Source organism: Vibrio sp. 1S139 (genome assembly GCF_041439475.1).
GTDB lineage: Bacteria > Pseudomonadota > Gammaproteobacteria > Enterobacterales > Vibrionaceae > Vibrio > Vibrio crassostreae_C.
Genome location: NZ_JBGOOD010000019.1, coordinates 1 through 24,349 on the forward strand (window position 1 = coordinate 1; position 24,349 = coordinate 24,349).

General features: G+C 44.2%; 21 protein-coding genes. 5 read left to right on the forward strand and 16 right to left on the reverse strand.

All coding sequences use genetic code 11. The features are described from left to right. Positions 1-233: 233 nt before the first annotated feature. Together ACED46_RS08660 and btsR are read left to right on the forward strand one after the other, a co-directional pair. Entirely contained in the window at positions 234-1,904 is a 1,671-nt protein-coding gene (locus ACED46_RS08660; RefSeq protein ID WP_017080271.1) for a sensor histidine kinase, read from the forward strand. A gap of 105 nt (positions 1,905-2,009) precedes the next feature. Next, positions 2,010-2,741, forward strand: a complete 732-nt coding sequence (gene btsR / locus ACED46_RS08665; protein WP_017070063.1) for a two-component system response regulator BtsR — start codon at positions 2,010-2,012, stop codon at positions 2,739-2,741. Between the two features lie 139 nt (positions 2,742-2,880). On the opposite strand, the gene ispH is transcribed toward btsR, so the two are convergent. The 6 genes from ispH to murJ all read right to left on the reverse strand — a co-directional run bounded on the left by ispH (position 2,881) and on the right by murJ (position 10,741). Beyond that, positions 2,881-3,837 (reverse strand): 4-hydroxy-3-methylbut-2-enyl diphosphate reductase, encoded by a 957-nt coding sequence (gene ispH / locus ACED46_RS08670; protein WP_029235087.1) that lies wholly within the window; start codon positions 3,835-3,837, stop codon positions 2,881-2,883. A gap of 156 nt (positions 3,838-3,993) precedes the next feature. Next, a complete protein-coding gene (gene fkpB, locus ACED46_RS08675) occupies positions 3,994-4,425 on the reverse strand; it encodes an FKBP-type peptidyl-prolyl cis-trans isomerase (protein ID WP_371721269.1) in 432 nt (143 codons plus the stop codon). A gap of 149 nt (positions 4,426-4,574) precedes the next feature. Next, on the reverse strand, positions 4,575-5,075 hold the full coding sequence (lspA, locus tag ACED46_RS08680; RefSeq protein WP_004739521.1) for a signal peptidase II: 501 nt from the start codon (positions 5,073-5,075) through the stop codon (positions 4,575-4,577). 157 nt (positions 5,076-5,232) lie between these two features. Beyond that, positions 5,233-8,109, reverse strand: a complete 2,877-nt coding sequence (gene ileS / locus ACED46_RS08685; RefSeq protein ID WP_371721270.1) for an isoleucine--tRNA ligase — start codon at positions 8,107-8,109, stop codon at positions 5,233-5,235. Between the two features lie 63 nt (positions 8,110-8,172). After that, complete coding sequence (gene ribF / locus ACED46_RS08690; protein WP_017062867.1) at positions 8,173-9,108, reverse strand: bifunctional riboflavin kinase/FAD synthetase; 936 nt, start codon at positions 9,106-9,108, stop codon at positions 8,173-8,175. Positions 9,109-9,178: 70 nt separating this feature from the next. After that, complete coding sequence (murJ, locus tag ACED46_RS08695; protein WP_032545655.1) at positions 9,179-10,741, reverse strand: murein biosynthesis integral membrane protein MurJ; 1,563 nt, start codon at positions 10,739-10,741, stop codon at positions 9,179-9,181. A 251-nt stretch (positions 10,742-10,992) separates the two neighbouring features. Here murJ and rpsT point away from each other — a divergent pair, with 251 nt between their 5' ends. Beyond that, complete coding sequence (gene rpsT / locus ACED46_RS08700) at positions 10,993-11,253, forward strand: 30S ribosomal protein S20 (RefSeq protein ID WP_004739529.1); 261 nt, start codon at positions 10,993-10,995, stop codon at positions 11,251-11,253. Positions 11,254-11,530: 277 nt separating this feature from the next. Here rpsT and ACED46_RS08705 read toward each other — a convergent pair whose 3' ends face one another. Both ACED46_RS08705 and nhaR read right to left on the reverse strand, forming a co-directional pair. Next, positions 11,531-11,824 (reverse strand): metalloregulator ArsR/SmtB family transcription factor, encoded by a 294-nt coding sequence (locus tag ACED46_RS08705; protein WP_004735028.1) that lies wholly within the window; start codon positions 11,822-11,824, stop codon positions 11,531-11,533. A gap of 100 nt (positions 11,825-11,924) precedes the next feature. Further along, complete coding sequence (gene nhaR, locus ACED46_RS08710; protein WP_371721272.1) at positions 11,925-12,815, reverse strand: transcriptional activator NhaR; 891 nt, start codon at positions 12,813-12,815, stop codon at positions 11,925-11,927. 389 nt (positions 12,816-13,204) lie between these two features. On the opposite strand from nhaR, the gene ACED46_RS08715 reads away from it, so the two are divergent. Beyond that, on the forward strand, positions 13,205-14,350 hold the full coding sequence (locus tag ACED46_RS08715; protein WP_017059340.1) for a Na/Pi symporter: 1,146 nt from the start codon (positions 13,205-13,207) through the stop codon (positions 14,348-14,350). Positions 14,351-14,905: 555 nt separating this feature from the next. Here ACED46_RS08715 and ACED46_RS08720 read toward each other — a convergent pair. The 5 genes from ACED46_RS08720 to rppH are packed head-to-tail and all read right to left on the reverse strand — an operon-like array spanning position 14,906 to position 20,216. Further along, positions 14,906-15,757 carry a thymidylate synthase gene (locus ACED46_RS08720; protein ID WP_017059339.1) on the reverse strand — a complete coding sequence of 284 codons (852 nt, stop codon included), beginning with the start codon at positions 15,755-15,757 and terminating at the stop codon, positions 14,906-14,908. 9 nt (positions 15,758-15,766) lie between these two features. Then, the gene (lgt, locus tag ACED46_RS08725) at positions 15,767-16,588 is read right to left on the reverse strand and encodes a prolipoprotein diacylglyceryl transferase (protein WP_017059338.1); all 822 of its coding nucleotides are present in this window, start codon (positions 16,586-16,588) and stop codon (positions 15,767-15,769) included. A 57-nt stretch (positions 16,589-16,645) separates the two neighbouring features. Beyond that, entirely contained in the window at positions 16,646-17,437 is a 792-nt protein-coding gene (locus tag ACED46_RS08730) for a sulfite exporter TauE/SafE family protein (protein WP_017059337.1), read from the reverse strand. An 8-nt stretch (positions 17,438-17,445) separates the two neighbouring features. Then, complete coding sequence (ptsP, locus tag ACED46_RS08735) at positions 17,446-19,695, reverse strand: phosphoenolpyruvate--protein phosphotransferase (protein WP_371721273.1); 2,250 nt, start codon at positions 19,693-19,695, stop codon at positions 17,446-17,448. 2 nt (positions 19,696-19,697) lie between these two features. Continuing rightward, entirely contained in the window at positions 19,698-20,216 is a 519-nt protein-coding gene (gene rppH / locus ACED46_RS08740) for an RNA pyrophosphohydrolase (protein WP_017059335.1), read from the reverse strand. Between the two features lie 616 nt (positions 20,217-20,832). Here rppH and mutH point away from each other — a divergent pair. Beyond that, positions 20,833-21,498, forward strand: coding sequence for a DNA mismatch repair endonuclease MutH (mutH, locus tag ACED46_RS08745; protein ID WP_032546406.1), 666 nt, complete (start codon positions 20,833-20,835; stop codon positions 21,496-21,498). An 88-nt stretch (positions 21,499-21,586) separates the two neighbouring features. Here the strand turns inward: mutH and ACED46_RS08750 are convergent, their stop codons facing one another. The 3 genes from ACED46_RS08750 to vpsR form a co-directional block, all read right to left on the reverse strand. Next, positions 21,587-21,898: a DUF6482 family protein gene (locus ACED46_RS08750; protein ID WP_004735016.1), complete on the reverse strand. Its 312-nt coding sequence runs from the start codon at positions 21,896-21,898 to the stop codon at positions 21,587-21,589. 204 nt (positions 21,899-22,102) lie between these two features. Next, positions 22,103-22,354 carry a hypothetical protein gene (locus ACED46_RS08755; protein WP_008224444.1) on the reverse strand — a complete coding sequence of 84 codons (252 nt, stop codon included), beginning with the start codon at positions 22,352-22,354 and terminating at the stop codon, positions 22,103-22,105. A 524-nt stretch (positions 22,355-22,878) separates the two neighbouring features. Further along, on the reverse strand, positions 22,879-24,213 hold the full coding sequence (gene vpsR, locus ACED46_RS08760; RefSeq protein ID WP_017062873.1) for a cyclic-di-GMP-binding transcriptional regulator VpsR: 1,335 nt from the start codon (positions 24,211-24,213) through the stop codon (positions 22,879-22,881). Positions 24,214-24,349: the final 136 nt, after the last annotated feature.

Consider the following 24,349-nt stretch of genomic DNA (forward strand, 5'->3'; position numbering starts at 1 on the left):
GGGGATTATCTGCTAACTGCAGGATCGTTCAAGTCTTCTTAAACGATCGGCATTAGTCCTCTGTGATGGGCTTTACTGTATCTCAGTATTGGTACATCAACATTAGTACATCAATATTGGTATCTCCGCCTGACAAGCAATCGCAACTCGATATAACCAATGAAAACACAAGCAAAGCTACCGTTACTACGCAATGAGCTTTACACTTAACCAGCGTCTCAATAGGTGAAAATATGGAACTCATTCTCTCTCTGCTGCAACAAACCTGTGTCTACTTAGTGATTGCTTACATGCTAAGTAAAACTCCATTGATTCTCCCTTTGTTGAGCATCTCTTCACGCTTAAGTCATAAAATAAGCTGCTACGTTCTGTTTTCCCTATTCTGTATTATGGGCACCTATTTTGGACTGCAGATTAATGACGCCATCGCCAACACTCGTGCGATGGGTGCGGTAATGGGTGGTCTATTTGGCGGCCCTGTCGTTGGCTTTGCCGTCGGTTTTACTGGCGGTATCCATCGTTACTCTTTGGGTGGATTCACCGATCTAGCTTGCGCGATTTCAACCACAGCAGAAGGCTTGATTGGCGGCCTATTACACGTTTACCTAGTGAGAAAGAACAAAGCCAGCCAGCTGTTTAATCCATTGGTGGTTTTCTCGGTAACCCTGTTTGCAGAGATTATTCAGATGCTAATTCTGTTAGCGGTCGCGAAACCATTCGAGCAGTCCTATGCTCTGGTTTCTGATATTGCCGCGCCAATGATCATTGCTAACTCGGTCGGTGCGGCGCTGTTCATGAGCATCATCCAAGATCGGAAAACCATCTTCGAGAAGTATTCGGCAACTTTCTCACGCCGCGCATTAACCATCGCCGAGCGTTCAGTGGGTATTTTGCATGGTGGGTTCAATTCCGATAACGCACAAAAAATCGTACGTATCGTTTATGAAGAGACCAACGTAGGGGCGGTAGCGATCACCGACCGAGAGAAAATCCTCGCGTTCGTTGGTATTGGTGATGAACACCATATTCCGAACACCCCGATTTCATCGCAAAGCACGCTCACTTCGATGGAACAGAACGACATCATCTACCTTGATGGCAAAGAGAACCCATACCAATGCTCCTTGTCGCAGGATTGTAAATTGGGTTCTGCGTTGATTATTCCATTGCGCGCGGGTAACGAAGTGGTCGGCACCATCAAGCTCTATGAGCCAAAGCTGAAACTATTCTCAACTATCAATATGTCGATGGGTGAAGGTATCGCTCAACTATTATCGAGCCAGATCCTATTTAGCAACTACCAGCAGCAGCAAACGCTACTGACACAAGCAGAAATCAAACTGCTGCACGCTCAAGTGAACCCGCACTTCTTGTTCAATGCGCTTAATACTATCAGCGCAGTAACACGTCGTGACCCAGATAAAGCTCGAGAGTTGATTCAACACCTGTCTCACTTCTTTAGAAGCAACCTAAAGCAGAACATCAACACCGTGAAGCTCAAAGACGAACTGGCACACGTCAACGCTTACCTGACCATAGAGAAAGCACGCTTTACCGATCGACTAGAAGTGGAATGGGATATCGACCCGCAGTTATATGAATCTCAATTGCCGAGCTTTACCCTGCAACCGCTGGTAGAAAACGCCATCAAACATGGGATATCTAATATGTTGGAAGGCGGTAAAGTAAAGATCTCTAGCGAGGCTTTCGAGGGTGGGTTCAAGTTAACCGTTGAAGACAATGCAGGTAATTATCAGAAGCCATCTCAAGATCATGTAGGATTAGGGATGGAAATTGTTGATAAACGACTCACTAATTTCTTTGGACAAGATTCAGCACTAAAAATAGAATCTCAACCACAGCAATTTACTCGAATGAGCTTTATCATACCTATACTCAAATAATGGTATTTTCGGAGACGGATCGCTCCGAGTTGAAACATTTAGAAGCAGACATTTAAAAGATAAGCGTGAACCAAGCAGGGATAGAACCAAGATGAAGATTGTAGGATGTTAAAGGCACTAGTTATCGATGATGAGCTTTTTGCTCGCGAAGAGCTGATTGAGCTGCTGACCGAAACCGGAGAAGTGGAAATCATAGGCCAAGCGAGTAACGCGATCGAAGGACTGAAACAGATCAACCTACTCAAGCCTGATGTCGTGTATTTGGATATCCAAATGCCGCAGGTTACTGGGATTGAGCTGTTAAGCATGCTTGACCCAGATACCATGCCCTACGTGGTATTCGTCACCGCCTACGACCAATATGCGATTCAAGCCTTTGAAGATAACGCTTTTGATTACCTACTTAAGCCAGTCGAGCCTTGTCGATTAAACAAGAGCGTTTGTCGCCTGAATAAGGTCATCAAACAAAATCAGAAAGCACCAGAACAGAACATCTCAGCGATTGCTCCCTGTCACTTAGAGCAAATCCCATGTATTGGTCATAACCGCATTGTGATCATGGCAAGCCAAACGGTAGAGTGCGCCTATTCCGATATCAGTGGTGTGCATGTTCGTAGCTCATCGCAAACCGCAACCTCACAGTTAACACTAAAGATCTTGGAAGAAAAGACCGATTTGATCCGCTGTCATCGACAGTATTTGATCAACATAAAATCGATCCAAGAGATCAAACTGCTAGAAAATGGATTAGCAGAGATCATTACCCTGACTGGCTTTGAAGTCCCGGTGAGTCGTCGTTATTTAAAGACTTTAAAAGAGCAACTCGGTCTCCAGTAACGCGTTAGAATTAGACGCCTTGTTCCAAAGCACGATCAAAAAAGCCAACGTATCAACGTTGGCTTCCTGCTGTTTACAAATCAATAGTGTTTGCAAATCGATAGTGTTACGCATCGATCTTGTCACCAATCAATAGAGATTAGTCGACTTGCTTAATCTGTAGCTCTTTTGGTACTTCAAAGAACATGTTCTCTTCACGACCTTGAATCTCTTCAACGTCAGTCGCACCTAGCTCACGAATACGATCTAGAATTTGGTTTACCAGCTCTTCAGGAGCAGAAGCACCGGCTGTTACACCGATTTTCTTTTTCCCTTCAACCCACTCGGTTTGAATGTCTTCAGGACAGTCAGTTAGGTAGCCTGGTGTGCCTAGTTTCTCAGCTAGCTCTTTTAGACGAGTTGAATTCGATGAGTTCTTAGAACCAACCACTATCACCACATCAACGTCATTCGCCATCTCACGCACAGCGTCTTGACGGTTTTGAGTCGCGTAACAGATGTCGTCTTTACGTGGGCCTTGAATCTCAGGGAACACTCGACGTAGCTCTTCAATCACATCTGCAGTTTCATCTACTGATAGCGTAGTTTGGCTAACATAGTGCAGGTTACTTGGATCATTCACCACGAGGTTCTGTACGTCCTCTGGTCTTTCAACCAAGTACATACCACCAGTTTGGCTCGCGTACTGACCCATAGTGCCTTCCACTTCAGGGTGACCTGCGTGGCCAATCAGTACCACTTCCATATGTTTGCGGCTCGCACGAGCAACCTCCATATGAACTTTAGTCACCAAAGGACACGTCGCATCAAATACCGTTAACTCACGCTCTTTCGCTTCTTTACGAACCGCTTGAGAAACACCGTGAGCCGAAAAGATCACGATGTTGTCGTCTGGCACCTCACTCAGTTCTTCGACAAAAATAGCACCACGCTGCTTGAGCCCCTCAACAACAAAGCGGTTGTGTACCACTTCATGGCGAACATAGATCGGTGGCTGATACATTTCGAGTGCACGCTCTACGATGCTGATCGCACGATCGACACCGGCACAAAAGCCACGAGGGTTAGCTAACATTATTTTCATTTCATTGCTCATCATTTACCGCGGTACTAAGGTTGCTTCTATAGAGTTCGCCGTCAGCGAGGTTCGCATTCTACAGTGAAGCGTCTAGACAGTGAAGCTCTGGGTGAGATCACAGCTGTAAGGCTATCTTATTCTAGCGTGAAGACAGCTATTCTAACGTTAAGAGAGTTATTCTACCGTTAAGATATTGACGTCAAAGCTAACGTCTTGACCAGCGAGTGGGTGATTAAAATCAACCGTCACTGAATCACCTGCGATCTCAGTAATAATACCTGGAATTTCCATACCGTCAGGACCTGAAAATGCCATGATAGTGCCCACTTCAACTTCAGAGTCGCCAACAAACTTAGCACGATCCATATAGTGAATATGATCTGGGTTTGGCATACCAAACGCGTCTTCCGCCTTCAGTTCGATAGACTTTTCAGTGCCGGCTTCAAGTCCAAGTAAGCACACTTCAAAGTTCTCACTTAGGCTGCCATCACCCATGACGAACTTCGCTGGTTTGCCCATGTTCTCCGTACTATCGGCAACTGAACCATCCTTCATTTTAATCGTAAAATGTAGAGTTACTGCTGAATCATTTTTAATTGCTGCCACGTTACTTTCCTTAGACTTCTTTATTATTTGAGGATGCGCTGTGCTTTGCTTCCTTGTTGACTGAAGCATAAAAAAAAGCGCCGTCGGAATCAACCGACAGCGCTTAGGGCTATTCTATTCTGTGAGTCATAGACTGACTTTGAAGCAAGCTATTTGCTTTCGTCTTTCTTACGGAAACCATCTAAGATGATCATCGCAGCACCGATACAGATTCCCATATCCGCTAAGTTAAATGCAGGCCAGTGGTAAGTGCCCCAGTAGAAGTCTAAGTAATCGACAACAAAGCCATGTACGACTCGGTCAAACACATTACCTACTGCACCACCAATGATGATCGCATAAGCAATGTTATTCCACTTCTCTGTTGCTGGTAGTTTGCTCATCCAGTACGTCAGCATACCTGTTACCGCAAATGCGATACCCGTAAATAACCAACGCTGCCAACCACTTTGATCACTCAAGAAGCTAAACGCTGCACCGTAGTTATGCACGTACAAAAAGTTAAAGAATGGCAGCACCTCAATACGGTTTGCCCAACCATAACCCATATTGTCCATGACAAAGAGTTTAATGCCGATATCAGCCAAGAAGACCAATAGAGCCAGCCATAACCAACGTACACCAGATTGTTTTAACGAAACTTCACTCATTTCTATTCCTAGTATTTACGAAGTTGGTATTCATTGTTAGTCACCTTACGTGACCTTGATTACCAACTTGGTTAAACACATTTCCTATAACTAAAAATAACCCCAGTTGATACTGGGGCTATGATTTTTACAAAAAGTTCAGTCTTTCTCTGAGTCGTTATGCGAACTTACGCACTTCGCCTTCACCGTCGATGTTCGACACACAACGACCACAAACTTTCTCGTGACCTTCGATAGTGCCTACATCTGGAGTGTGGTGCCAGCAACGGTCACACTTCTCAGCTTCAGTAGCCGCAACTTCAACGAATAGACCAGCAACGTCTGTCGCTTGTGCTGCATCAGACTTCTCGCTCAGTGGCTTAACAACAGCTGCAGAGGTGATAAGTACGAAACGTAGCTCATCTTCTAGCTTGTTGATTTTAGCCGCTAGTGCATCGTCAGCGTATAGAGTAACTTCAGCTTGCAGTGCACCACCGATCGTTTTCTCTTTACGAGCATCTTCAAGAAGCTTGTTCACTGCGCCACGAACAGACTGGATTTCAGTCCAGAATTCGTTGCTTAGCTCTTCGCCTTCTGCAAGACCAAATAGACCTTCGAACCACTCACCTGTGAATACGAACGTGTCGCGCTGCTCTCCAGTTGGTAAAGAGCTTGGCATTTCGTTCCAAATTTCATCTGCAGTGAACGACATGATAGGTGCCATCCAACGAACTAGAGCTTCTACGATGTAGTAAAGCGCCGTTTGACAGCTACGTTGAGCATGGCTGCCCTGCTTCGCTGTGTACTGACGGTCTTTGATTACGTCTAGGTAGAAAGAACCCATTTCGATAGAACAGAACTGCATTAGACGTTGAGTCACACCGTGAGTGTTGTACTCGCCGTATGCTTTAACAATCTCTTCTTGTGCAGCTTGAGCACGGCCAACAGCCCAGCGATCAAGTGCAACCATCTCTTCAGCAGGAACTAGGTCAGTTTCAGGGTTGAAACCGTTCAAGTTCGCTAGGAAGAAACGAGCCGTGTTACGAATACGACGGTAAGCATCCGCTGAACGCTTCAGGATTTCATCAGAAACCGCAACTTCACCCGTGTAGTCTGTAGAAGCAACCCATAGACGCAGGATATCTGCACCTAGCTTGTTGGTTACGTCTTTAGGAGCAACAACGTTACCGATAGATTTAGACATCTTACGGCCGTTACCATCCACTACGAAACCGTGCGTTAGTACTTGCTTGTACGGTGCTTCGTCTTTCATCGCGATAGATGAAATTAGAGAAGACTGGAACCAACCACGGTGTTGGTCTGAACCTTCAAGGTAAAGATCAGCACTGTGAGTGCGCTCTTCGTTCGGGAAGTTGTACTCTTCACGAGAATCAACAACAGAGAAGTGCGTAACACCTGAGTCGAACCATACGTCTAACGTATCCATTACTTTTTCGTACTTATCAGCGTCTTCTGCGCCCATAAGTTCAGCAGCGTCTACATCCCACCAAGCTTGAATGCCTTTCTCTTCAACTAGCTTCGCAACTTTTTCAATAAGCGCTGGGCTTTCTGGGTGAAGTTCTGCTGTTTCTTTATGAACAAACAAAGCAATTGGCACACCCCAAGTACGTTGACGAGAGATACACCACTCAGGACGACCTTCAACCATGCCTTCGATACGGCTTTGACCCCATTCAGGCAACCACTCAACACTCTTGATTGACTCTAGTGCTTTAGCACGTAGGCCAGCTTGATCCATAGAGATGAACCATTGTGGTGTTGCGCGGAAGATGATTGGAGTTTTGTGTCTCCAACAGTGTGGGTAGCTGTGCTCGTAAGCGTGGTGATGCAGAAGTGCACCTTTCTCTTTTAGAACTTCTAAAACAGAGTCGTTCGCTTTGAATACGTGCTGACCAGCAAATAGCTCTGTATCTGGCAGGTAAACGCCGTTAGAACCAACTGGGTTAGCGATTTCTAGGTTGTACTTTTTACCAACCACGAAATCTTCTTGACCGTGACCAGGCGCAGTGTGAACCACACCAGTACCTGAATCTGTTGTTACGTGATCGCCAAGAACTGCAGGAACAGTAAAGTCGTAGAACGGGTGGTTGAACTGAGAAAGCTCAAGATCAGCACCTGTAGCAAAACCAAGGTTGTGGAAGTGCTCGATACCTGCACGATCCATTACGTCTTTTGCTAGTTCAGAAGCAACAACGATACGTTGAGCAGGCTGGTCGCCATTCGCTTCAACTTGGATAAGCACGTATTCAAGATCATCACGTAGACATACTGCGCGGTTAGCAGGCAGAGTCCATGGTGTTGTTGTCCAGATAACGATAGAAATTTCGCCTTGACCCGCATGACCTTCAGCTAGAGTAAATTTCTCTAGAAGCGCCGCTTCGTCAGCTGCTGTAAATTTCACATCGATAGATGGAGAAACTTTATCTTTGTATTCAACTTCAGCTTCAGCCAGAGCAGAACCACAATCAGTACACCAGTGAACGGGTTTGAAACCTTTAAGAAGGTGACCTTTGTCTGCAATTTTGCCAAGAGAACGAATGATGTTCGCTTCTGTGCCAAAATCCATAGTGCGATAAGGTTTGTCCCACTCGCCCATGATGCCAAGACGTTTGAAGCTCTCTTTCTGACCTTCAACTTGACCCGCAGCGTACTTTCGACACTCTTCGCGGAATTCAGCCGCCGAAATCTTCTGACCAGGCTTACCTTTCTTCTTCTCAACCATTAGCTCGATTGGAAGACCGTGACAGTCCCAACCAGGGATGTACGGTGCATCAAAACCAGAAAGGGTCTTAGATTTGATAATAATGTCTTTAAGAATCTTATTCAGCGCGTGGCCAATGTGAATATCGCCGTTCGCGTATGGAGGGCCATCATGCAGTACGAAAGATTTTTTACCTTTCTTTGCCTTACGGATTTCGCCGTAAAGATCTTCTTTGTACCAACGCTTCAGCATTTCTGGCTCACAATTTGCCAGATTGCCGCGCATTGGGAACCCTGTTTCTGGTAAGTTCAGGGTATCTTTATAATCACTCATCGATTCTTAATTCCGTTATATTGGGCGAAGTTAGACATTATGTTAATCGGTGGAATCATCCGATTAATTCTTTAGCTGAAGCAGCCACACCCTTGCGGCTTCAGCATCCAATTCTATTTGATTCTTTAGTGCGTCGAACGATTCAAATTTTATCTCGTCGCGCAGTTTGTGCAAAAGTCGTACTTCTAACTGTTTACCATATAAATTGGCTTTAAAGTCAAAAAAATGCACTTCCAATTGCTGCCTTACCCCATTAACTGTTGGTCGTTGTCCAATATTAGCAACGCCACCGACAGGAACACCGTCGATATCCAAAGCTTCAACAACATACACTCCCGATACAGGAGAAACACAACGCTTTAATGGAATATTAGCGGTAGGGAAACCGATAGTTCTCCCTAGTTTTCGACCATGGGACACTCGACCACTAATACTGTAATCACGTCCTAACATGGTAGCACTTGCAGCCAAGTCATCGACCGCTAATGCATTTCGTATCTCAGTACTGCTTACTCGTAATTGGTTTAAGCAATAGCTTTGGGTGCTGACCACCTCAAAACCGTACTTCTCGCCCGCCTCTTTGAGCATAGCGAAATTACCGGTACGACCTTTACCAAAGCAAAAATCGTCACCAACCACCAAGAACTTCACACCAAGCTTATCAACCAAAAGATCCTTAATGAATGCTTCCGCGGATAAACTTGCAAAATACTGATTAAAATTAACACACAATAAGCGACTGATATCTAGCTTACTCAGTTGCACGTATTTGTCTCGTAAACGAGTTAAACGTGCTGGCGCTCTATCTCGGGCAAACAGCTCCATAGGCTGCGGTTCAAACGTCATAACAACAGAAGGTAGCCCTAATGCTGCAGCTTGTTTAGAAACCTGACTCAAAACCTCTTGATGTCCTAAATGAACACCATCGAAGTTACCTATGGTTAATACACAGCCATGATGCTGCGCTTTAATATTGTGTATACCTCGGATCAGTTCCATTATGATCAGCTAAAACCTGTTATTTGCATCATTTATTGTGTGAAACCGACGGATTATATACTAATCAGTATTAATCTGTCGCTGCTTTTAAATGTTTTACTCGGATACCTAAAATCAGTACCGAAACAATATAAACAAAGCCACCAAGTCCAATCAAGCCAGTTAATGTCAGCGCTCTCTGGCTAAAGCTCCATTCAAGCCAATGTTGCATATTATCCAGCTGCCATAAAATAGCCGCTACCATCACCACACCTGAGATAATTAATTTGGCACTGAACAACAAGGTTGTCTTAGTTAATTGATACACACCCGCAAGGTGCAATCCTCGATATAACAAGGCCATATTCACAAAGGCAGACAGTGCCGTCGCAATCGCCAAACCCACATAGCCATAAAAATAAGCAAAGATCGCGTTAAACACCATATTGGTCACCATAGCGATAATGCCGTACTTAACCGGTGTTTTGGTATCTTGGCGAGAGTAATAGCCCGGAGCTAAAACTTTAATCAGCATGAAATTAAGCAAGCCTGATGCGTAAGCTACCAATGACATCGATGCTTGCTGTACATCGTGTGGAGAGAACTCACCACGCATAAATAGCACCATCAACATGGGTTTAGCTAAAACGATAAGACCTAACATCGCAGGAATACCAAGCAGCAACACCATGCGCACGCCCCAATCCATGGTATGCGCGAACCCTTCCCCTTGAGCATCTACGTGTTTACGAGACAAAGCAGGAAGAATCACAGTCGCAATCGCGATACCGAATAAACCGAGAGGAAATTCAAGCAGTCGGTCTGAGTAGTACAACCAACTGATAGAGCCTGTTGCGAGGAAGCTGGCAATAAAGGTATCAAACAATAAGTTGATTTGGCTGACCGATACACCGAACAGAGCAGGGATCATTAATGTGCGGATCTTAACCACACCCGGGTCTCTCCATCCCCACTTCGGCTTAACCAACACACCCGCTTTGATCAAGAAAGGCATTTGGAAAAGGAATTGGACTAAGCCACCAAGAAACACACCAATAGCCAAACCAATTTCTGGTTGTTCTAAATTAGGTGAGATAAACCATGCAGCGCCTATGATCATCACGTTCAAGAACACAGGAGTAAAAGAAGAGACCGCAAATTTACCTAATGTATTAAGAATGGCACCAGATAAAGCGACGAAGGTGATAAACCATAAATAAGGAAAGGTAATCTTGAGCATAAAGCTCGCTAGCTCAAATTTGGGTGCTGATGGGCCATCATTTAGCCAGTCGATAAACCAACCCGCACCAAACATCGCGGTGATCACGCCAGAGCCCAATACCCCGATGACGGTGACAATAGAAACTAAAACCCCGAGCGTCCCCGACACCTTAGCAATTAAATCTCGTGTCTTATCTTTATCACCTGCGGCGTGATATTCCGTTAATACAGGAACAAACGCTTGAGAAAACGCACCTTCTGCAAAAAGTCGACGTAAGAAATTAGGAATTTTATTAGCGAAGAAAAATACGTCGGCACTCGCTCCTGCCCCCATCAAATTTGCTACTACTACATCACGTACTAGCCCCAATACACGGGAAACAAAAGTCATTGCGCTGACAATCAGGCCTGACTTTAATAGTCGTTTACTCACAGAAACCTCTGACACTGGTTGATTACTTTCAAGCGAGGATAAATACTATCCTGTCCTAAGAAGCATATTTATTAGCATTGGTCTAAAAATGCTGTTAGAATCCCCGCCATCTTAACCGCGATGACCTTTCCATACCAAAGTTTGTTTGGCTACGATTGGTTTTTGCACAAATCATTTGACAATTAAGCGCTAATGAGGGATAGTCCTCGCCCTTAAATTGTCACCGAACTAAGTTTTTGGGAGTTAGACCCTTGGCAAACAGTAAATCTGCTAAGAAGCGCGCTATCCAAGCTGAGAAACGTCGCCAGCACAATGCTAGCCGTCGTTCTATGATGCGCACTTACATGAAAAAGACTATCGCAGCTATCGCAGCTGGTGATAAAGAAGCTGCAACTGCTGCTCTTGTAGAAGTTACACCACTTCTTGACCGTATGGCGACTAAAGGCCTTATTCATAAGAATAAAGCTGCACGTCATAAGTCTCGTTTCGCTGCTGCAATCAAAGCTCTTTAATAGAAATTTGATTACAACGCAAAACGAAAAAAACCGGCCTAGGCCGGTTTTTTTATATCTAAATTTTGAGTAACGCTTTTATTTTACGTGCTAACAGCCGTTTTTCTGACCGATAAACAATTTAAGCAGATAGATAAAACAAACAATAAGAAAAATAAATAGAGAAGCAAATTGGTACGTAGATAGATAGGTAAACACTAACGTTCAATGTGAAATGCTAACACTTCCTTGTGTCATTCTATCGCTGATAAGAAATCCCCCTCCCACCAGCAATAAGCTACTTGCAGTAAATACCATGCAGTAGGTTAATCATCGCTTTTACTTCTTCACTACTCAATGTGTAATACACAGTTTGAGCTTCTTTGCGAGTTTCGACCAAACCATCTCTTCTCAACCAAGCAAGATGTTGAGATAAAGCAGACTGACTCAGTTCCAACTTGCCACACAACTCCCCAACCGACAGTTCAGTGCCATGTAATAGGCACAAAATCTGTAAGCGACGCTCGTTAGCCATGGCTTTGAGTAGAATCACAGCTTGTGCTGAGTTCTTCTCCATCTCTTTTAAGTTCATAGTTTGGCTCCCTACAACCTTTACGCCAACTACGGGCTATCAGTATTTCCGGCATATTGCGGAGTTATGATAATCGATATCAATTCATTGACAAACTATCTCACTCGAACAATTTGCTAAAATCTGCGTCACATACGTTTTTTACTGCTGGATGTTGGATCATCCTCTCAGCAAATATGACGTAGTACTCCTCTTTTAACTCTTCAATACCGCCTAATAGTTGCAGTGACGTGTCGTCTTCCACTTCAGACATATAAAGCGTCGGTGCTAAAAATATTACGTCATGATGGTAACGAGCAAAAGCCTTCATCAATGCGGCATCATCAAACTCACCTAAAATATCTGGCTTAATCCCTTGTCTATCAAACCATTGCAGCACTTTACGACCCATTGAGGTTCGGCTGCCAGGGATCAAAAGCTTTCTTTGCTCCAGTACAGCAGGGAAATTAACCCCTTCAACCTGACCTGAACTAAAAAAGCTCATTCCACTCTCACCCAGCTTTTTACTGAACAGGCCCGGGCTTTGACTAGAGTCCACCGGACAGTCAGACAAAATCATATCGAGCTTATGTTGAGAGAGTTGCTCAAGTAGCATTTCATGGGTCGATTCAAAACAGCGCAAGTGAATGCTGTTATCTGGAGGGATGGTCGACATCAGTATCTTACTGACGAGTCTTTTAGAGAGCGCATCCGCGACGCCAACATCAAACAGAATATTGGAGTGCTGGCTGTAATTCACGATGTCCAGCATCTCGTAACTCAGGCCAAACATACGATCGGCATATTTAAAGACCAGTTGCCCAAGCTCTGTAGGCTCAACACTTCGGCCATTACGCTTGGTCAACTTGCCATCCATGCGTTCTTCTAAGGCTTTTATCTGCCCCGTTACCGTTTGTGGTGTTAGGAATAGGGCTTCTGCAGCTTTAGTAACAGAGCCTTGCTTGCAAACCATCCAGAAGTAATACAGATGGTTGTAGTTGAGATGCGACATAGATGTGCCGTAATAAAAGAGTAGATACCCTTTTATATCAAATATGACACCGCCACTCAACAAACTCGGAAAAACCTAACCAAACATAGATTTACCACTTATTTTTTCGAAGTGTCTGATTTCATAATGTAATATTTCATCGATTATTTTCAATTTTTTTCTAACTTTTAAGATCTATATCACCTATAGAATTTCCATTAAAAAACAATTTAAAACAACAACTTAAAACAACCACATTAGCAATTGGAATATTTAAAGAGTAAATCATCACAAAAAAGTCGCACCTAAACCAAAATGTAATATTACTGAAATATTTACCCTCTAACATCACGCTCAGATTAAACAAACAGACCAAACACAGACTTAAACGGTCCAATGGAGAAAACATTATGAACCAAGCTACTACTGCAGCAGCGCCTATCTCGAGCACTACTCGTTGGCTACGCTGGGCTAACTTGGCATTCATGCTTTACCTACTATTACTTTCAGTTTCAATGGTTGGTACAGGCTTCAAATGGGCAACAGGCGAGCAAGCAAAGGTTCTTTTCGAATTTGCTTCACACCCAGTTGCAGGCTTAATGATTGGTTTAGTAGCAACAGCGCTTATTCAATCATCAAGTACAGTTACTTCAATTATCGTTGGCCTTGTGGCAGGTGGTTTACCTGTTGAGCTAGCAATTCCTATGATCATGGGTGCTAACATTGGTACTACGGTAACCAATACGCTAGTTAGCCTTGGTCACGTTCGTTGTAAAGAAGAGTTCAAACGTGCATTCGCAAGTGCGACAATCCACGACTTCTTTAACCTATTAGCCGTTGCTATCTTCCTACCACTAGAGATGGCGTTTGGAATTCTAGAGAAAATTTCTCACTGGTTAGTATCACCGATGCTAGCAACAGGTGATATGAGCATGGGTGGTCTTAACTTCATCAAGCCAATCACTAAGCCTGTTGTAAGTGCGATTAAAGAACCACTATCAACGTTTGGCGACACTGTTGGCGGCATCATGCTTATCGCTCTAGGTATCGCAACTATCTTCGTAGCTATTACTGTAATGGGTAAGCTGATGAAGAGCCTAATGGTTGGTCGTGCTCGTGAGATTCTAAAGAACGCAATCGGTCGTGGTCCAATCCACGGTATCGCTTCTGGCTCTATCGTGACTATCCTTGTTCAGTCTTCTTCTACGACAACAAGCTTGATGGTTCCACTAGTAGGTTCAGGTGTTCTTAAAGTACGTGACGTTTACCCATTCACTCTGGGTGCAAACATCGGTACATGTATTACGGCTCTACTTGCAGCTACAGCAGTGTCTGGTGAGTTCGCAGTATTCGCACTACAAATTGCTCTAGTACACTTGGTGTTCAACATCATGTCAACGGTATTCATCTTCGGTATCCCGTTCCTACGTGAACTTCCAGTTAAAGCGGCAGACATGATTTCAGACATGGCTGTGAAGAACAAAGCTGTAGTGGCTGGTTACCTTGTTGCGGTATTCCTTGTACTGCCTGGTAGCGTGTTAGCTCTTACCGCTTAATAGCAAAATAAACATCGCTTATAGCAAAGCCCGCTACCTCCTAGGTTGCGGGCTTTTTCTTTTTAAGAGCAGATACGGGATTCGGGTAAACGAGTAACGAATAGCTAAAATCAAATTCGAGATATGAGTAAGCTTGTGACAAGAGCTGAAACTGATACGATATAAGAGTAAATCGGTAAGGTAAGCATTACTCACCAAAGAAGTCCGTTCTAGCTCTTCGTATCCCGCATCTCGTTTACCCGCATCTATATATTTCCGTCATTCCCTACAGCGAGGAACGAGCGTGATAGGGAATCCCACAAACACACCACGAAAGAGACTCCCAACTCCTTCCTTCGTCAGTCTAGGGAATGATGAATCGAAAAAAGATTCGAGATGCGTGTAAGCGAGTATCGAAGAGAAAGAGCCAATGCGCGTTGAGAGTATACGAGTAACATAAAGCATCACACAGCATATGATTTCTCTGCTCTTCGAATCTCGATTACTCGTCACTGTAACTTAGATACAAAAAAGGCTGCACAGAGGCAGCCTTTCAATCAAACAAAGCGAGTGAGATTAAACCGAGAATGGGTACTTAATCGCTTCGTGGCATTCGTAACCTTCAACCCAGAAGTCATCCATCGTTACCCATGTTTCCAAATCTTCTAGAGACTTAATCTGAGGATTGATATGGAATGTTGGGCCAGCTAACGGCTCACGCTTTAACTGGATATCACGCATAGGTGCAAGTTGATCTTCGTAAATATGAGCATTTACTAGCTTATGGTAAGCCACGCCAGCTTTCTTACCCGTGATTTGCGCCATGATAGCTAGGAAGACATACACTTGAACCATGTTGAAGTTCAGGCCTAGGGGTACATCGCAAGAGCGCTGAGTGCTGTTTAGGTACAGAGTATCACCAAGTAGTGAGAAGTGATGGCTGTACATACACGGACGCAAACATCCCATGTGGAACTCACCTGGGTTGTAGAAGTTTAAGATCTCGCCGCGGTCATCAATACCGTTAGTTAGATCATCAACAATCTTCTTCAGTTGGTCGATATGACCGCCGTCAGGTTTTGCCCATGCACGTCCTTGAACGCCATAAACACGGCCCATGTCATCTTCACCCTTGCGGTAAGGGTTATTCAGCCATGCTTCATTCAGGTTAGAATTCGCATCCCAAGTTTTAGTCCCTAGCTTACGAAAATCTTCAGCATTGTCGTAACCACGGATATAGCCAAGCAGCTCAGCAACTGCGGCTTTCCAAAAACTCTTACGCGTTGTTACCAGTGGGAATTGGTTATTACCAACATCATATTCAAGGTCAGCATTGATCACGGTTAGGCAACGCTTGCCCGTGCGTTCATTTTCAATCCAAGTACCGTCATCAACGATACGCTGACAGAGATCTAAATACTGTTTCACACCAATTCCTTACTTCGTTTGTTGTGGTAATTCGTCTTTGTAGTGACCACGCTTGTATGCCCACACCATCATCAGCACACCGATGATAACCATTGGCAGTGACAAAATTTGTCCCATAGAGATAAATCCACCGAACAAACCTAGGTGAGCATCAGGTTCACGTACGTATTCTACTAAGAAGCGGAATGTACCATATCCAGCTAGGAATAACCCTGATACAGAACCAAGAGGACGCGGCTTTTTGATAAACCAGTTCAAGATGAAGAACAGCACGATACCTTCAAGCGCCATCTCGTAAAGTTGAGATGGGTGACGAGGAAGTGGACCACCGTTAGGGAACACAATCGCCCATGGCACATCAGTCACACGGCCCCAAAGCTCGCTGTTCATGAAGTTACCTAGACGGCCCATACCTAAACCAAATGGGACGAGTGGTGCAATCATGTCTGCCACGCCAAAGAAGGTGCGACCATTCTTTTTCGCATACCAGAACATTGCGGTGATAACACCCAGCAAGCCACCGTGGAAAGACATACCGCCAGTCCATACCTTAAATAGGTACAGTGGGTCTGCTAGGAAAAGGTCAAAGTTGTAGAAAAGTACGTAGCCAATACGACCACCCAACACCACACCTAGAAAGCCAGCAAACAGTAAGTCTGATACTTGCTCTCGAGTCCAACCACTACCCGGTTGATCAGCTCGGCGATTTGCTAACCAAAGAGCAAACATAAAACCGACAAGGTACATTAGGCCGTACCAACGAACTGAGATTGGTCCTAGTTCAATAAGAACAGGATCGATATTTGGGAATTCGATAAAACCCTGAGACATACTTGGCTCTCTATCTAAATTGATTAACGGTTAGCTCAATGACTAACAGAAAAGACACTACAGCAGCATTGTGGCTGCTATAAACATTAAAAATACCGCAAAGAATTTCTTCAGCACAGGGGTTGGCAATTGAGTGGCCAGTTTCGCACCCACTCGAGTGGTCAAAACTGAGGTACAAGATATCGCGATCAAAGCCGGTAGATAAACATAACCCAAGCTATACGCAGGAAGATCATCGACAGAAGATCCATGCCAAATGAAACCTAGCATTCCCGAAATCGCGATAACACAACCGCATACCGAAGATGAGCCGACGGCTTTACGCATTTCCACACCGTGATGGTTAAGGAAAGGTACCGATAAAGACCCACCGCCAATGCCCGCTAAGCTTGATACCAAACCAATCCCGCCGCCACACAACACGGTTTTAGCTGAACCCGGCATCGATTTTTGGCTCTTGGAGCGAATCGACAATAGCATTTGCAACGCCAACACCAAAACAATCACACCAAAGACTTTTGGTAAGTATTGAGCTGGAATTACATCGGCCACGAAAGAGCCGAGGAAGCCACCTATCACCACACCTGGCATCAACCATTTAACGACAAACATCTCTACGTTACCCAACTTTAGATGGTTAATCGCAGACGATCCCGACGTAACGATGATGGTTGATAGCGAAGTAGCCAATGCCATTTGCATCGCAAACTCTTGGGGGATACCCGCTTTAGGAAGCAAAAACAGTAAGGCAGGAACAACCAGCAAACCACCACCAATGCCTAGCAAGCCTGCTAAAACACCAACAATAGCACCAAGGCCCGCTAACAAGCCTATCAGTTCATATGACACGTTAAATCCTATTTTTTACCTGCTCGAATGAAGCCTGTAAATTCACGCTCTTCGAAATAGTTCAGCATCATACTATAGATGTCACTACCATACGGTTTTGAAAGTGCCTTATTTGCCAAATCCTGTAATTCAGCCAAGTTCGATTGACGAATCAAATATTTGGTTCTTGCGACATTCGAGGTATTCATACTTAACGTCTCATACCCCAATCCAATCAATAGCAGCGCGCCCATCGGGTCACCGGCTAACTCGCCACAAATACAAACAGGTAATTGATATTGCTTACAAGTATCATGAATTTGTTTTAATACCATGATCACCGCAGGGTGCATTGATTCATAGACATCGGATACTCGTGAATTGTTCCGATCAACCGCTAATAAATATTGGGTTAAGTCGTTGGTACCGACTGAAACAAAGTCGACCTTATGCGCAATCAGCGGCAGTATGTACAGCATGGATGGCACTTCAATCATGATACCAACGCGAGGCATACGCACTCGGTTATCAAGCTCATGCACTTCATCATACGCTTGTTCAATCAACTGTAGCGCGTCATCCAACTCCTGTGCACCAGAGATCATCGGCAGCAAAATACTCAAGTTATGGCTTTCACAGCTCGCACGTAGCATGGCACGTAACTGAATAATAAAGATGTCAGGATGATCGAGCGTAAACCGAATACCACGCCAACCAAGGAATGGATTGTCCTCTTCGATAGGAAAATACGGTAAGGCCTTATCACCACCGATATCGAGTGTACGCATCACCACTTGTTTCTCTGGGTAGCTTGCCAGTACAGAACGATACTGCTTGAATTGTTCATCCTCTGACGGGAATCTTTGCTGCAACAAGAAAGAAATTTCAGTTCGATACAGCCCTACGCCATCAACGCCTTGGTTGATAGCGATGTTAGTGTCTGCACTTAAACCCGCATTAAGCAGAATCTCGACTTGCTTGTTGTCTTGCGTTTTTGCCGGTAGGTACAGCTCGCGATTGACCATAGAGGAGAGCTCACTCTCTTCTAGAATCAGCCCTCGATACTCTTTGAGCAGGCTTTTAGTCGGCTCAATAAAGATCTCACCGCTATACCCATCAACAATCGCTCGCTTGCCATTAGCTTGAGCTAGGTTGAGGTTTACCCCCATGACGGAAGGTATGCCAAGCGCTCGAGATAAAATCGCTGCGTGCGAGTTCGCCGCCCCTTCCAAGGAAATCACCGCTAAGAGCTTTTCTTTGGGAATAGACGCTAATACCGAAGCGGTTAACTCACGAACCACTAGGATAATCGGCTTATCTAACGTGCGAAGTTCATGTTCAGAGTTGTGGAGGAAATAGAGCAGCCTTTGTCCGAGCTCTCGGATGTCTTGTGCTCTCTCACGAAGATACACGTCCGACATACGAGCAAAGCGATTAGAATAACTCTCTACAACCTGTCTTAGTGCCCAATCGGCTTTATCGCCTTTCTGGATTTGGCTTTTTAGATCCTTACGCAGCATAGGATCGTTGAGTAAGTGAGTAAACAGGTCAAAGATCGCCAACGCATCTTTATTGATTTCGCTATCTAAGCGCTTTCGCATGCGCTTAAAGTCATTGAGGGCGTTTTCAACCGCTACCGCCAACAACTCATGCTCTCTCTCTATATTGAGCGTCGAAGCAGGATAAACATCGGTGAGTTCAGGCTGAGTGTTGTCCCACCATAAGTCACCAATCGCCACGCCCGATGAAGCTGCAATACCTTTAGTAGCCGGTAGCTTCTGTTGCTCTAACAGCCAATGGCCTTGAGTTTGGGCGTGCGCCACAATAACGGCAAGTTGTGCAGAGAGCGTGACAAGGAAGGATTCTTCCATCTCACTAAATAAACGTGGGGTCTTCTGTTGAATGACCAATACACCGAGCACTTGCTTGCGGTGGATAATCGGAGTACCGAGAAAAGAGTGATAGACGTTTTCTCCAAGCTCTGGAAAAAACTTATAAGCAGGGTGAGCAGACGCTTGTGCAAGGTTGATAGGTTCAGCACTTCTTTTAACAAGGCCAACCAGACCTTCGTCAAAACCAATGTGAATGCTATTGCCTTTGAAGATCAGGCCTTGAGATGCCATCAACTCAAGGCGCTGCATATCATTATTTGCCAAATACACGGTGCAACATTCCGTCTGCATCGCACTGCATGTCTCTTTAACCAAAATATCAAGAGCCGTCGACACATCTTCAACTCTTGATACGTGTTCAACTATTTCCCTTAGTTGACTGAGCATGCTTAACCTCTACGCAATTTGCGCTTTCCTTTTATTTTTCGCTCTTTAAACGGCATTGCTAAAGATGCGAACTCTTTCATCGCTCGACGGTAAACATCTCGCTTGAAAGAAACAACTTGTCGAACTGGGTACCAGTAACTCACCCAACGCCAACCATCAAACTCAGGTGTACTTCCACGCTGCATATTGATATGCGATTCATCGCAATCTAAGCGCAAAAGGAACCACTTCTGTTTTTGTCCAATACAGACAGGTTTAGAATCCCACCGAACCAGTCGTTTGGGTAGCTTGTAGCGTAACCAATGACGACTTGTCGCGACGATCTTTACATCCTTTTTAGTAAGGCCAACCTCTTCATACAACTCGCGGTACATTGCCTGTTCCGGAGTCTCACCTTCATCTATTCCCCCTTGAGGGAATTGCCATGAATGTTGCCCGTATCGTTTAGCCCAGAAGACCTGACCATGGTTGTTACAGATTACAATACCAACATTTAATCGGTAACCATCGCCATCTATCACTGGCCAACCTCTATCTAAATTTTTAATTACTCTGATTTTTCCACATATCCCCAATCGGAGCAAACTTAGTGACGTGATAAGCGCTATATTTATGAATAATAACTAGGAATATGGATAAGTTTTGCTCAAATTCTAGTTACCCACACAATAGTGAGACATAGACCACATTTATTCACCTTTTCTGTGAATAACTATGTGAAGAATTACCCGCAATCGTTTTTTTTAATCCATAGATTCATCAACACCAAAAACAACAAATCAGTCAAAATAATTTTATTATTATATAAATCAGTAAATTAAAATAACATTCTAGTTTTAAAAAACATTAGAAATGTAAAAGATCTTTCAGAAATCTGACATGGTTAAAGATCAATCACTCCGATGTTTATCCACACTACTAAGTGAAAGATTCATTTTGAACCCCATTTGGCAAGCATTTTATCCACCATAAACCCCTGTTTATTTATCCACTAAATTAATATTTCAATTAATTACCTTTATGTCCTGTGGATAACCCTGAGTTTGATCCCTTTTCTCGCAAGGAGATCATTTCTTAACCAGTCGTCATTTGGTGATAACTTCTGATAAAATCATTTTTTTGATCATGCCTTTTATTATGAAACCAGAACCACAAACACAACAAGAGCTGTTAGAGCGCGCGTATGCCATCGCCGGAATGACCTTTAAAGAGCTCGCTGACGAAGCTGAGATGGTGATGCCAAACGACCTTAAGCGTGATAAAGGCTGGGTTGGGCAGCTATTGGAATGGCACTTGGGTGCACCTGCAGGCAGTAAGCCAGAACAAGATTTTGCCAAGCTCGGTATCGAGCTAAAAAGCATTCCGATTAGCTACTCTGGCAAGCCACTCGAAACCACCTTTGTTTGTGTCGCTCCATTGATGGGCGTGCAAGGCATAACTTGGGAAACCAGTCACGTTCGAAACAAACTGTCTAAAGTGTTGTGGATCCCTGTTGAGGGAGAAAGAGAGATTCCGCTGGCAGAAAGGCATGTTGGCTCCCCATTACTCTGGACACCTAGCCAAGCTGAAGACGAACTCTTGAAGCGAGATTGGGAAGAACTGATGGAGTTGATCGTTTTAGGCAATGTTGAACAGATAACAGCAAGACACGGTGAAGCACTGCATTTACGTCCGAAGGCTGCTAACAGTCGTGTGTTAACGGAAGCTTACGGTGCAAGCGGAAAACCTATCAAAACTAAACCACGTGGTTTCTATCTGCGAACTCAATTCACCCATAAATTACTGACAACACATTACGCATAGATCGTTTAATGGAGCCTCGATAGCCAAAACTATCAGTGCGTTAAAAAACAGTCTGGAATTAGAATCAATATCTCGCTACCAACGCCTCTTAATGAGGTTTGAGCGCCAGTTCAATATCACAGTAGCTTTGGCTTGGCTCATTACCAAACTCATCATAGGCGTTGTGTAAGCGAAGATACGCCTTTTCAAAGCCGAGCCGGAGTAACTCCTCTTTCACTTGATCCAAGGATCCAAAGTGAAGCGGCTCGCCGTCTTGCTTTACCGGTTCTAGCTTATGTTTGTACTCCACCGCCAATAGATATTCTGAAATATCAGAACAGCCAATAACGTACACTTTGGGTGTTTGATAAGAGTCTTTGTGCTCTCCATGTAACCACATGTCTAACTGATGCTTTTGCATAACCGGCCTCCCTTGCTCTCTATAGCTTAGTAGAACTCTATTTCTTTACTAGGGCACGTTGATTTTTCTCGATTAAAAAAACAAAAAAGAGAAGCCAATGCTTCTCTTTTTTGTCCAGTTCTAGTTCAAAAGCGCTCACTTTTGACACCTAACTATCACCGTCAATGATTTAGGGGGTTGAAAGGTGCGATCAACCCCGAAAGATTACGTCGGTATTCGCGCGCTAAGAACACGACGAAGATGACGAACGCGACGTTCAATGGTGACAACTTCAGGCTCAGAGAAACCAATTGGACGACCATCGGCTTCAAGGCCAATATCTCTTAGCAAATGAGTGTTGTGCCAAGGTAGGTCTAGTGAACTACGACGTACTTTTCGCTGCCATTCCCGCTCTTCACGACGAAGATCGGCACGGATAAGGACTGTTGCTAATTTTAAATATACTGAGTGACGCATAATAACTCTCCAGTTGTTGAGTCAACTGAGGAAAAATAGCGTGTTAGATAGTATGAGGGCTTCTCACTTAGCTGCTATTTTTCCGCAGCCAAATAAGGATACGGATCTATTAGTTAGGTTTATCTTGGGTGTTTCGATCGGCTATGGCTGATGTGAGTGACATATCAGTCACCATGTCAGTACACGGATCAAACGACGCGCAAATATGCTGTATAAAATCGAAATGTTTCATTTGCGCCTCCAAGCTAACTAAAAAATCCAAAAAAAATGGGGAAGTAAAAGCAGACAAGTCTTTGTTAAATCGTTGCTTTAACGGTTAAAGTCTAACCAAGTGAGTATATTATTCAACCGCTAATTAATTAACATTTTTAAAACAATGCATTCGCCTGAAATATTAGTTGCATATTCATTTACATATAACATATTCACTATGATTATATAAAATCACAGCATATCTCTCTTAGGGTCTAACTAGAAAACAACGGACTACCCTTCAGAAACAAAAAAGTCATGTAGAGAAGAGTCTAAACAACACCTTCAGAGATTAGGCTGTGTTTATTCAGCAAGCGGTACATCGTCGCTCGTGATACACCGAGCTCCTTAGCCGCCAATGAAACCTGACCACCGTAAGATTCCAATACAATCAGTAACGCATCGCGCTCTGAGCGCTCTCGAATACTCTTCAAGCTTCGGCGTTCATCATTCTGTTTTGGTAAATCCAGTTGGTGATCCTCAATGATCACAGCATCAGACATCAACACAACACGCTTAATCTGATTCATCAGCTCACGCACATTTCCAGGCCAATGGTATCGATTCATCGAACGGATAGCATCGTCTGAGAAGCTCTTCGCTTGAGCATTAAACTCTTTCGAGTACTCACGCAGAAAATGATTCGCCAGTACTGAAATATCGCTCACACGTTCTTTTAAGCTTGGAACATGAATACGCAGAACATTGATATAGTGATAAAGCTCTTCATTGAAGTCGCCCTCGATCAACGCCTTCTCGATATCAGAGGAGTTCGCGGCCAGAATACGCACATCGACAGATTTAGGTCCATTCGCAGTTTCAATCTTACCTTCTTGTAGAAAGCGCAACAGGTTCAGTTGTTGATTGCGTGGCATCGCTAAAACATCATTAAGCAAGATGGTTCCGCCATCGGCTTCTTCCAACATACAAGGCGCAGTCGCTGACTGTGCTGATATGCCAAACACCTCGGCCTCTATTCTCATTTCAGACAAGGCACGACAGTTAACCGTTAAAAATGGTTTCTGTGCTCGCGACGAATTTTGATGAATCGAGCGTGCAATCGTCTCTTTACCAGCCCCACTCTCGCCATAAATCAAGATACTGACATCAGTCGGCCCAATACGCTTTACTTGGTCTCTCAAGCGCTTCACGGCCACAGAATCGCCTAGCAGTCCCATGTTGTTATTGATGCCGTAGTTTGGCCATACCTTCTGCTCAAGCTTAAGCATACCCAGTTGGTGACCAATGGTACTCAGCAATTGAGCATCTGGGATTGGTGCCGTGAAAAAGTCGATACAGAAGTTGACGATAAACTGGCAGATCGTATCAGAGCTTAATTGAGATTCACGGATAAAGGCGAGCCATCTCACCTGCTTGTTATTGCTCACAAGGTTAGCAATACCGTTAAGACTGAACTCATCATGACTAAGATCGACAATACCAATACATGGGCCAATATCAGCAATCAAGGCATCGGCTTTTCGTAAATCTGCACACTGGGTACACTGCCAACCCACTTGTTCTAACACTGATAACCAGGGTTCGTACGCACCACCAACGACGATAAGAGAACCTGGTAAGGAATCCATCTTAAATTGAGTTCCCATCCTTCTTCCTTATTCTATTTTTATTTAAATCAGACTAATACGAGTCACTGCTTCATCGTTCGACAAAATGCCGCGAGAGCGTATTCAGCGCAGAGACGTATAGTAGTGAGACTATCTTAGATTTTATGTCTCAATA

What these genes read in the sequence shown, in the direction of transcription:
- ptsP (WP_371721273.1), bottom strand. Translation starts at nt 19,695, where the DNA reads ATGCTCAGTCAACTAAGGGAAATAGTTGAACACGTATCAAGAGTTGAA.
- ACED46_RS08755 (WP_008224444.1), bottom strand. Translation starts at nt 22,354, where the DNA reads ATGCGTCACTCAGTATATTTAAAATTAGCAACAGTCCTTATCCGTGCC.
- ACED46_RS08705 (WP_004735028.1), bottom strand. Translation starts at nt 11,824, where the DNA reads ATGAACTTAAAAGAGATGGAGAAGAACTCAGCACAAGCTGTGATTCTA.
- ACED46_RS08715 (WP_017059340.1), top strand. Translation starts at nt 13,205, where the DNA reads ATGAACCAAGCTACTACTGCAGCAGCGCCTATCTCGAGCACTACTCGT.
- vpsR (WP_017062873.1), bottom strand. Translation starts at nt 24,213, where the DNA reads ATGGGAACTCAATTTAAGATGGATTCCTTACCAGGTTCTCTTATCGTC.
- ispH (WP_029235087.1), bottom strand. Translation starts at nt 3,837, where the DNA reads ATGAGCAATGAAATGAAAATAATGTTAGCTAACCCTCGTGGCTTTTGT.
- ribF (WP_017062867.1), bottom strand. Translation starts at nt 9,108, where the DNA reads ATGGAACTGATCCGAGGTATACACAATATTAAAGCGCAGCATCATGGC.
- ACED46_RS08750 (WP_004735016.1), bottom strand. Translation starts at nt 21,898, where the DNA reads ATGCAAAAGCATCAGTTAGACATGTGGTTACATGGAGAGCACAAAGAC.
- btsR (WP_017070063.1), top strand. Translation starts at nt 2,010, where the DNA reads ATGTTAAAGGCACTAGTTATCGATGATGAGCTTTTTGCTCGCGAAGAG.
- lgt (WP_017059338.1), bottom strand. Translation starts at nt 16,588, where the DNA reads ATGTCTCAGGGTTTTATCGAATTCCCAAATATCGATCCTGTTCTTATT.
- nhaR (WP_371721272.1), bottom strand. Translation starts at nt 12,815, where the DNA reads ATGTCGCATCTCAACTACAACCATCTGTATTACTTCTGGATGGTTTGC.
- ileS (WP_371721270.1), bottom strand. Translation starts at nt 8,109, where the DNA reads ATGAGTGATTATAAAGATACCCTGAACTTACCAGAAACAGGGTTCCCA.
- mutH (WP_032546406.1), top strand. Translation starts at nt 20,833, where the DNA reads ATGAAACCAGAACCACAAACACAACAAGAGCTGTTAGAGCGCGCGTAT.
- ACED46_RS08660 (WP_017080271.1), top strand. Translation starts at nt 234, where the DNA reads ATGGAACTCATTCTCTCTCTGCTGCAACAAACCTGTGTCTACTTAGTG.
- lspA (WP_004739521.1), bottom strand. Translation starts at nt 5,075, where the DNA reads ATGAGTGAAGTTTCGTTAAAACAATCTGGTGTACGTTGGTTATGGCTG.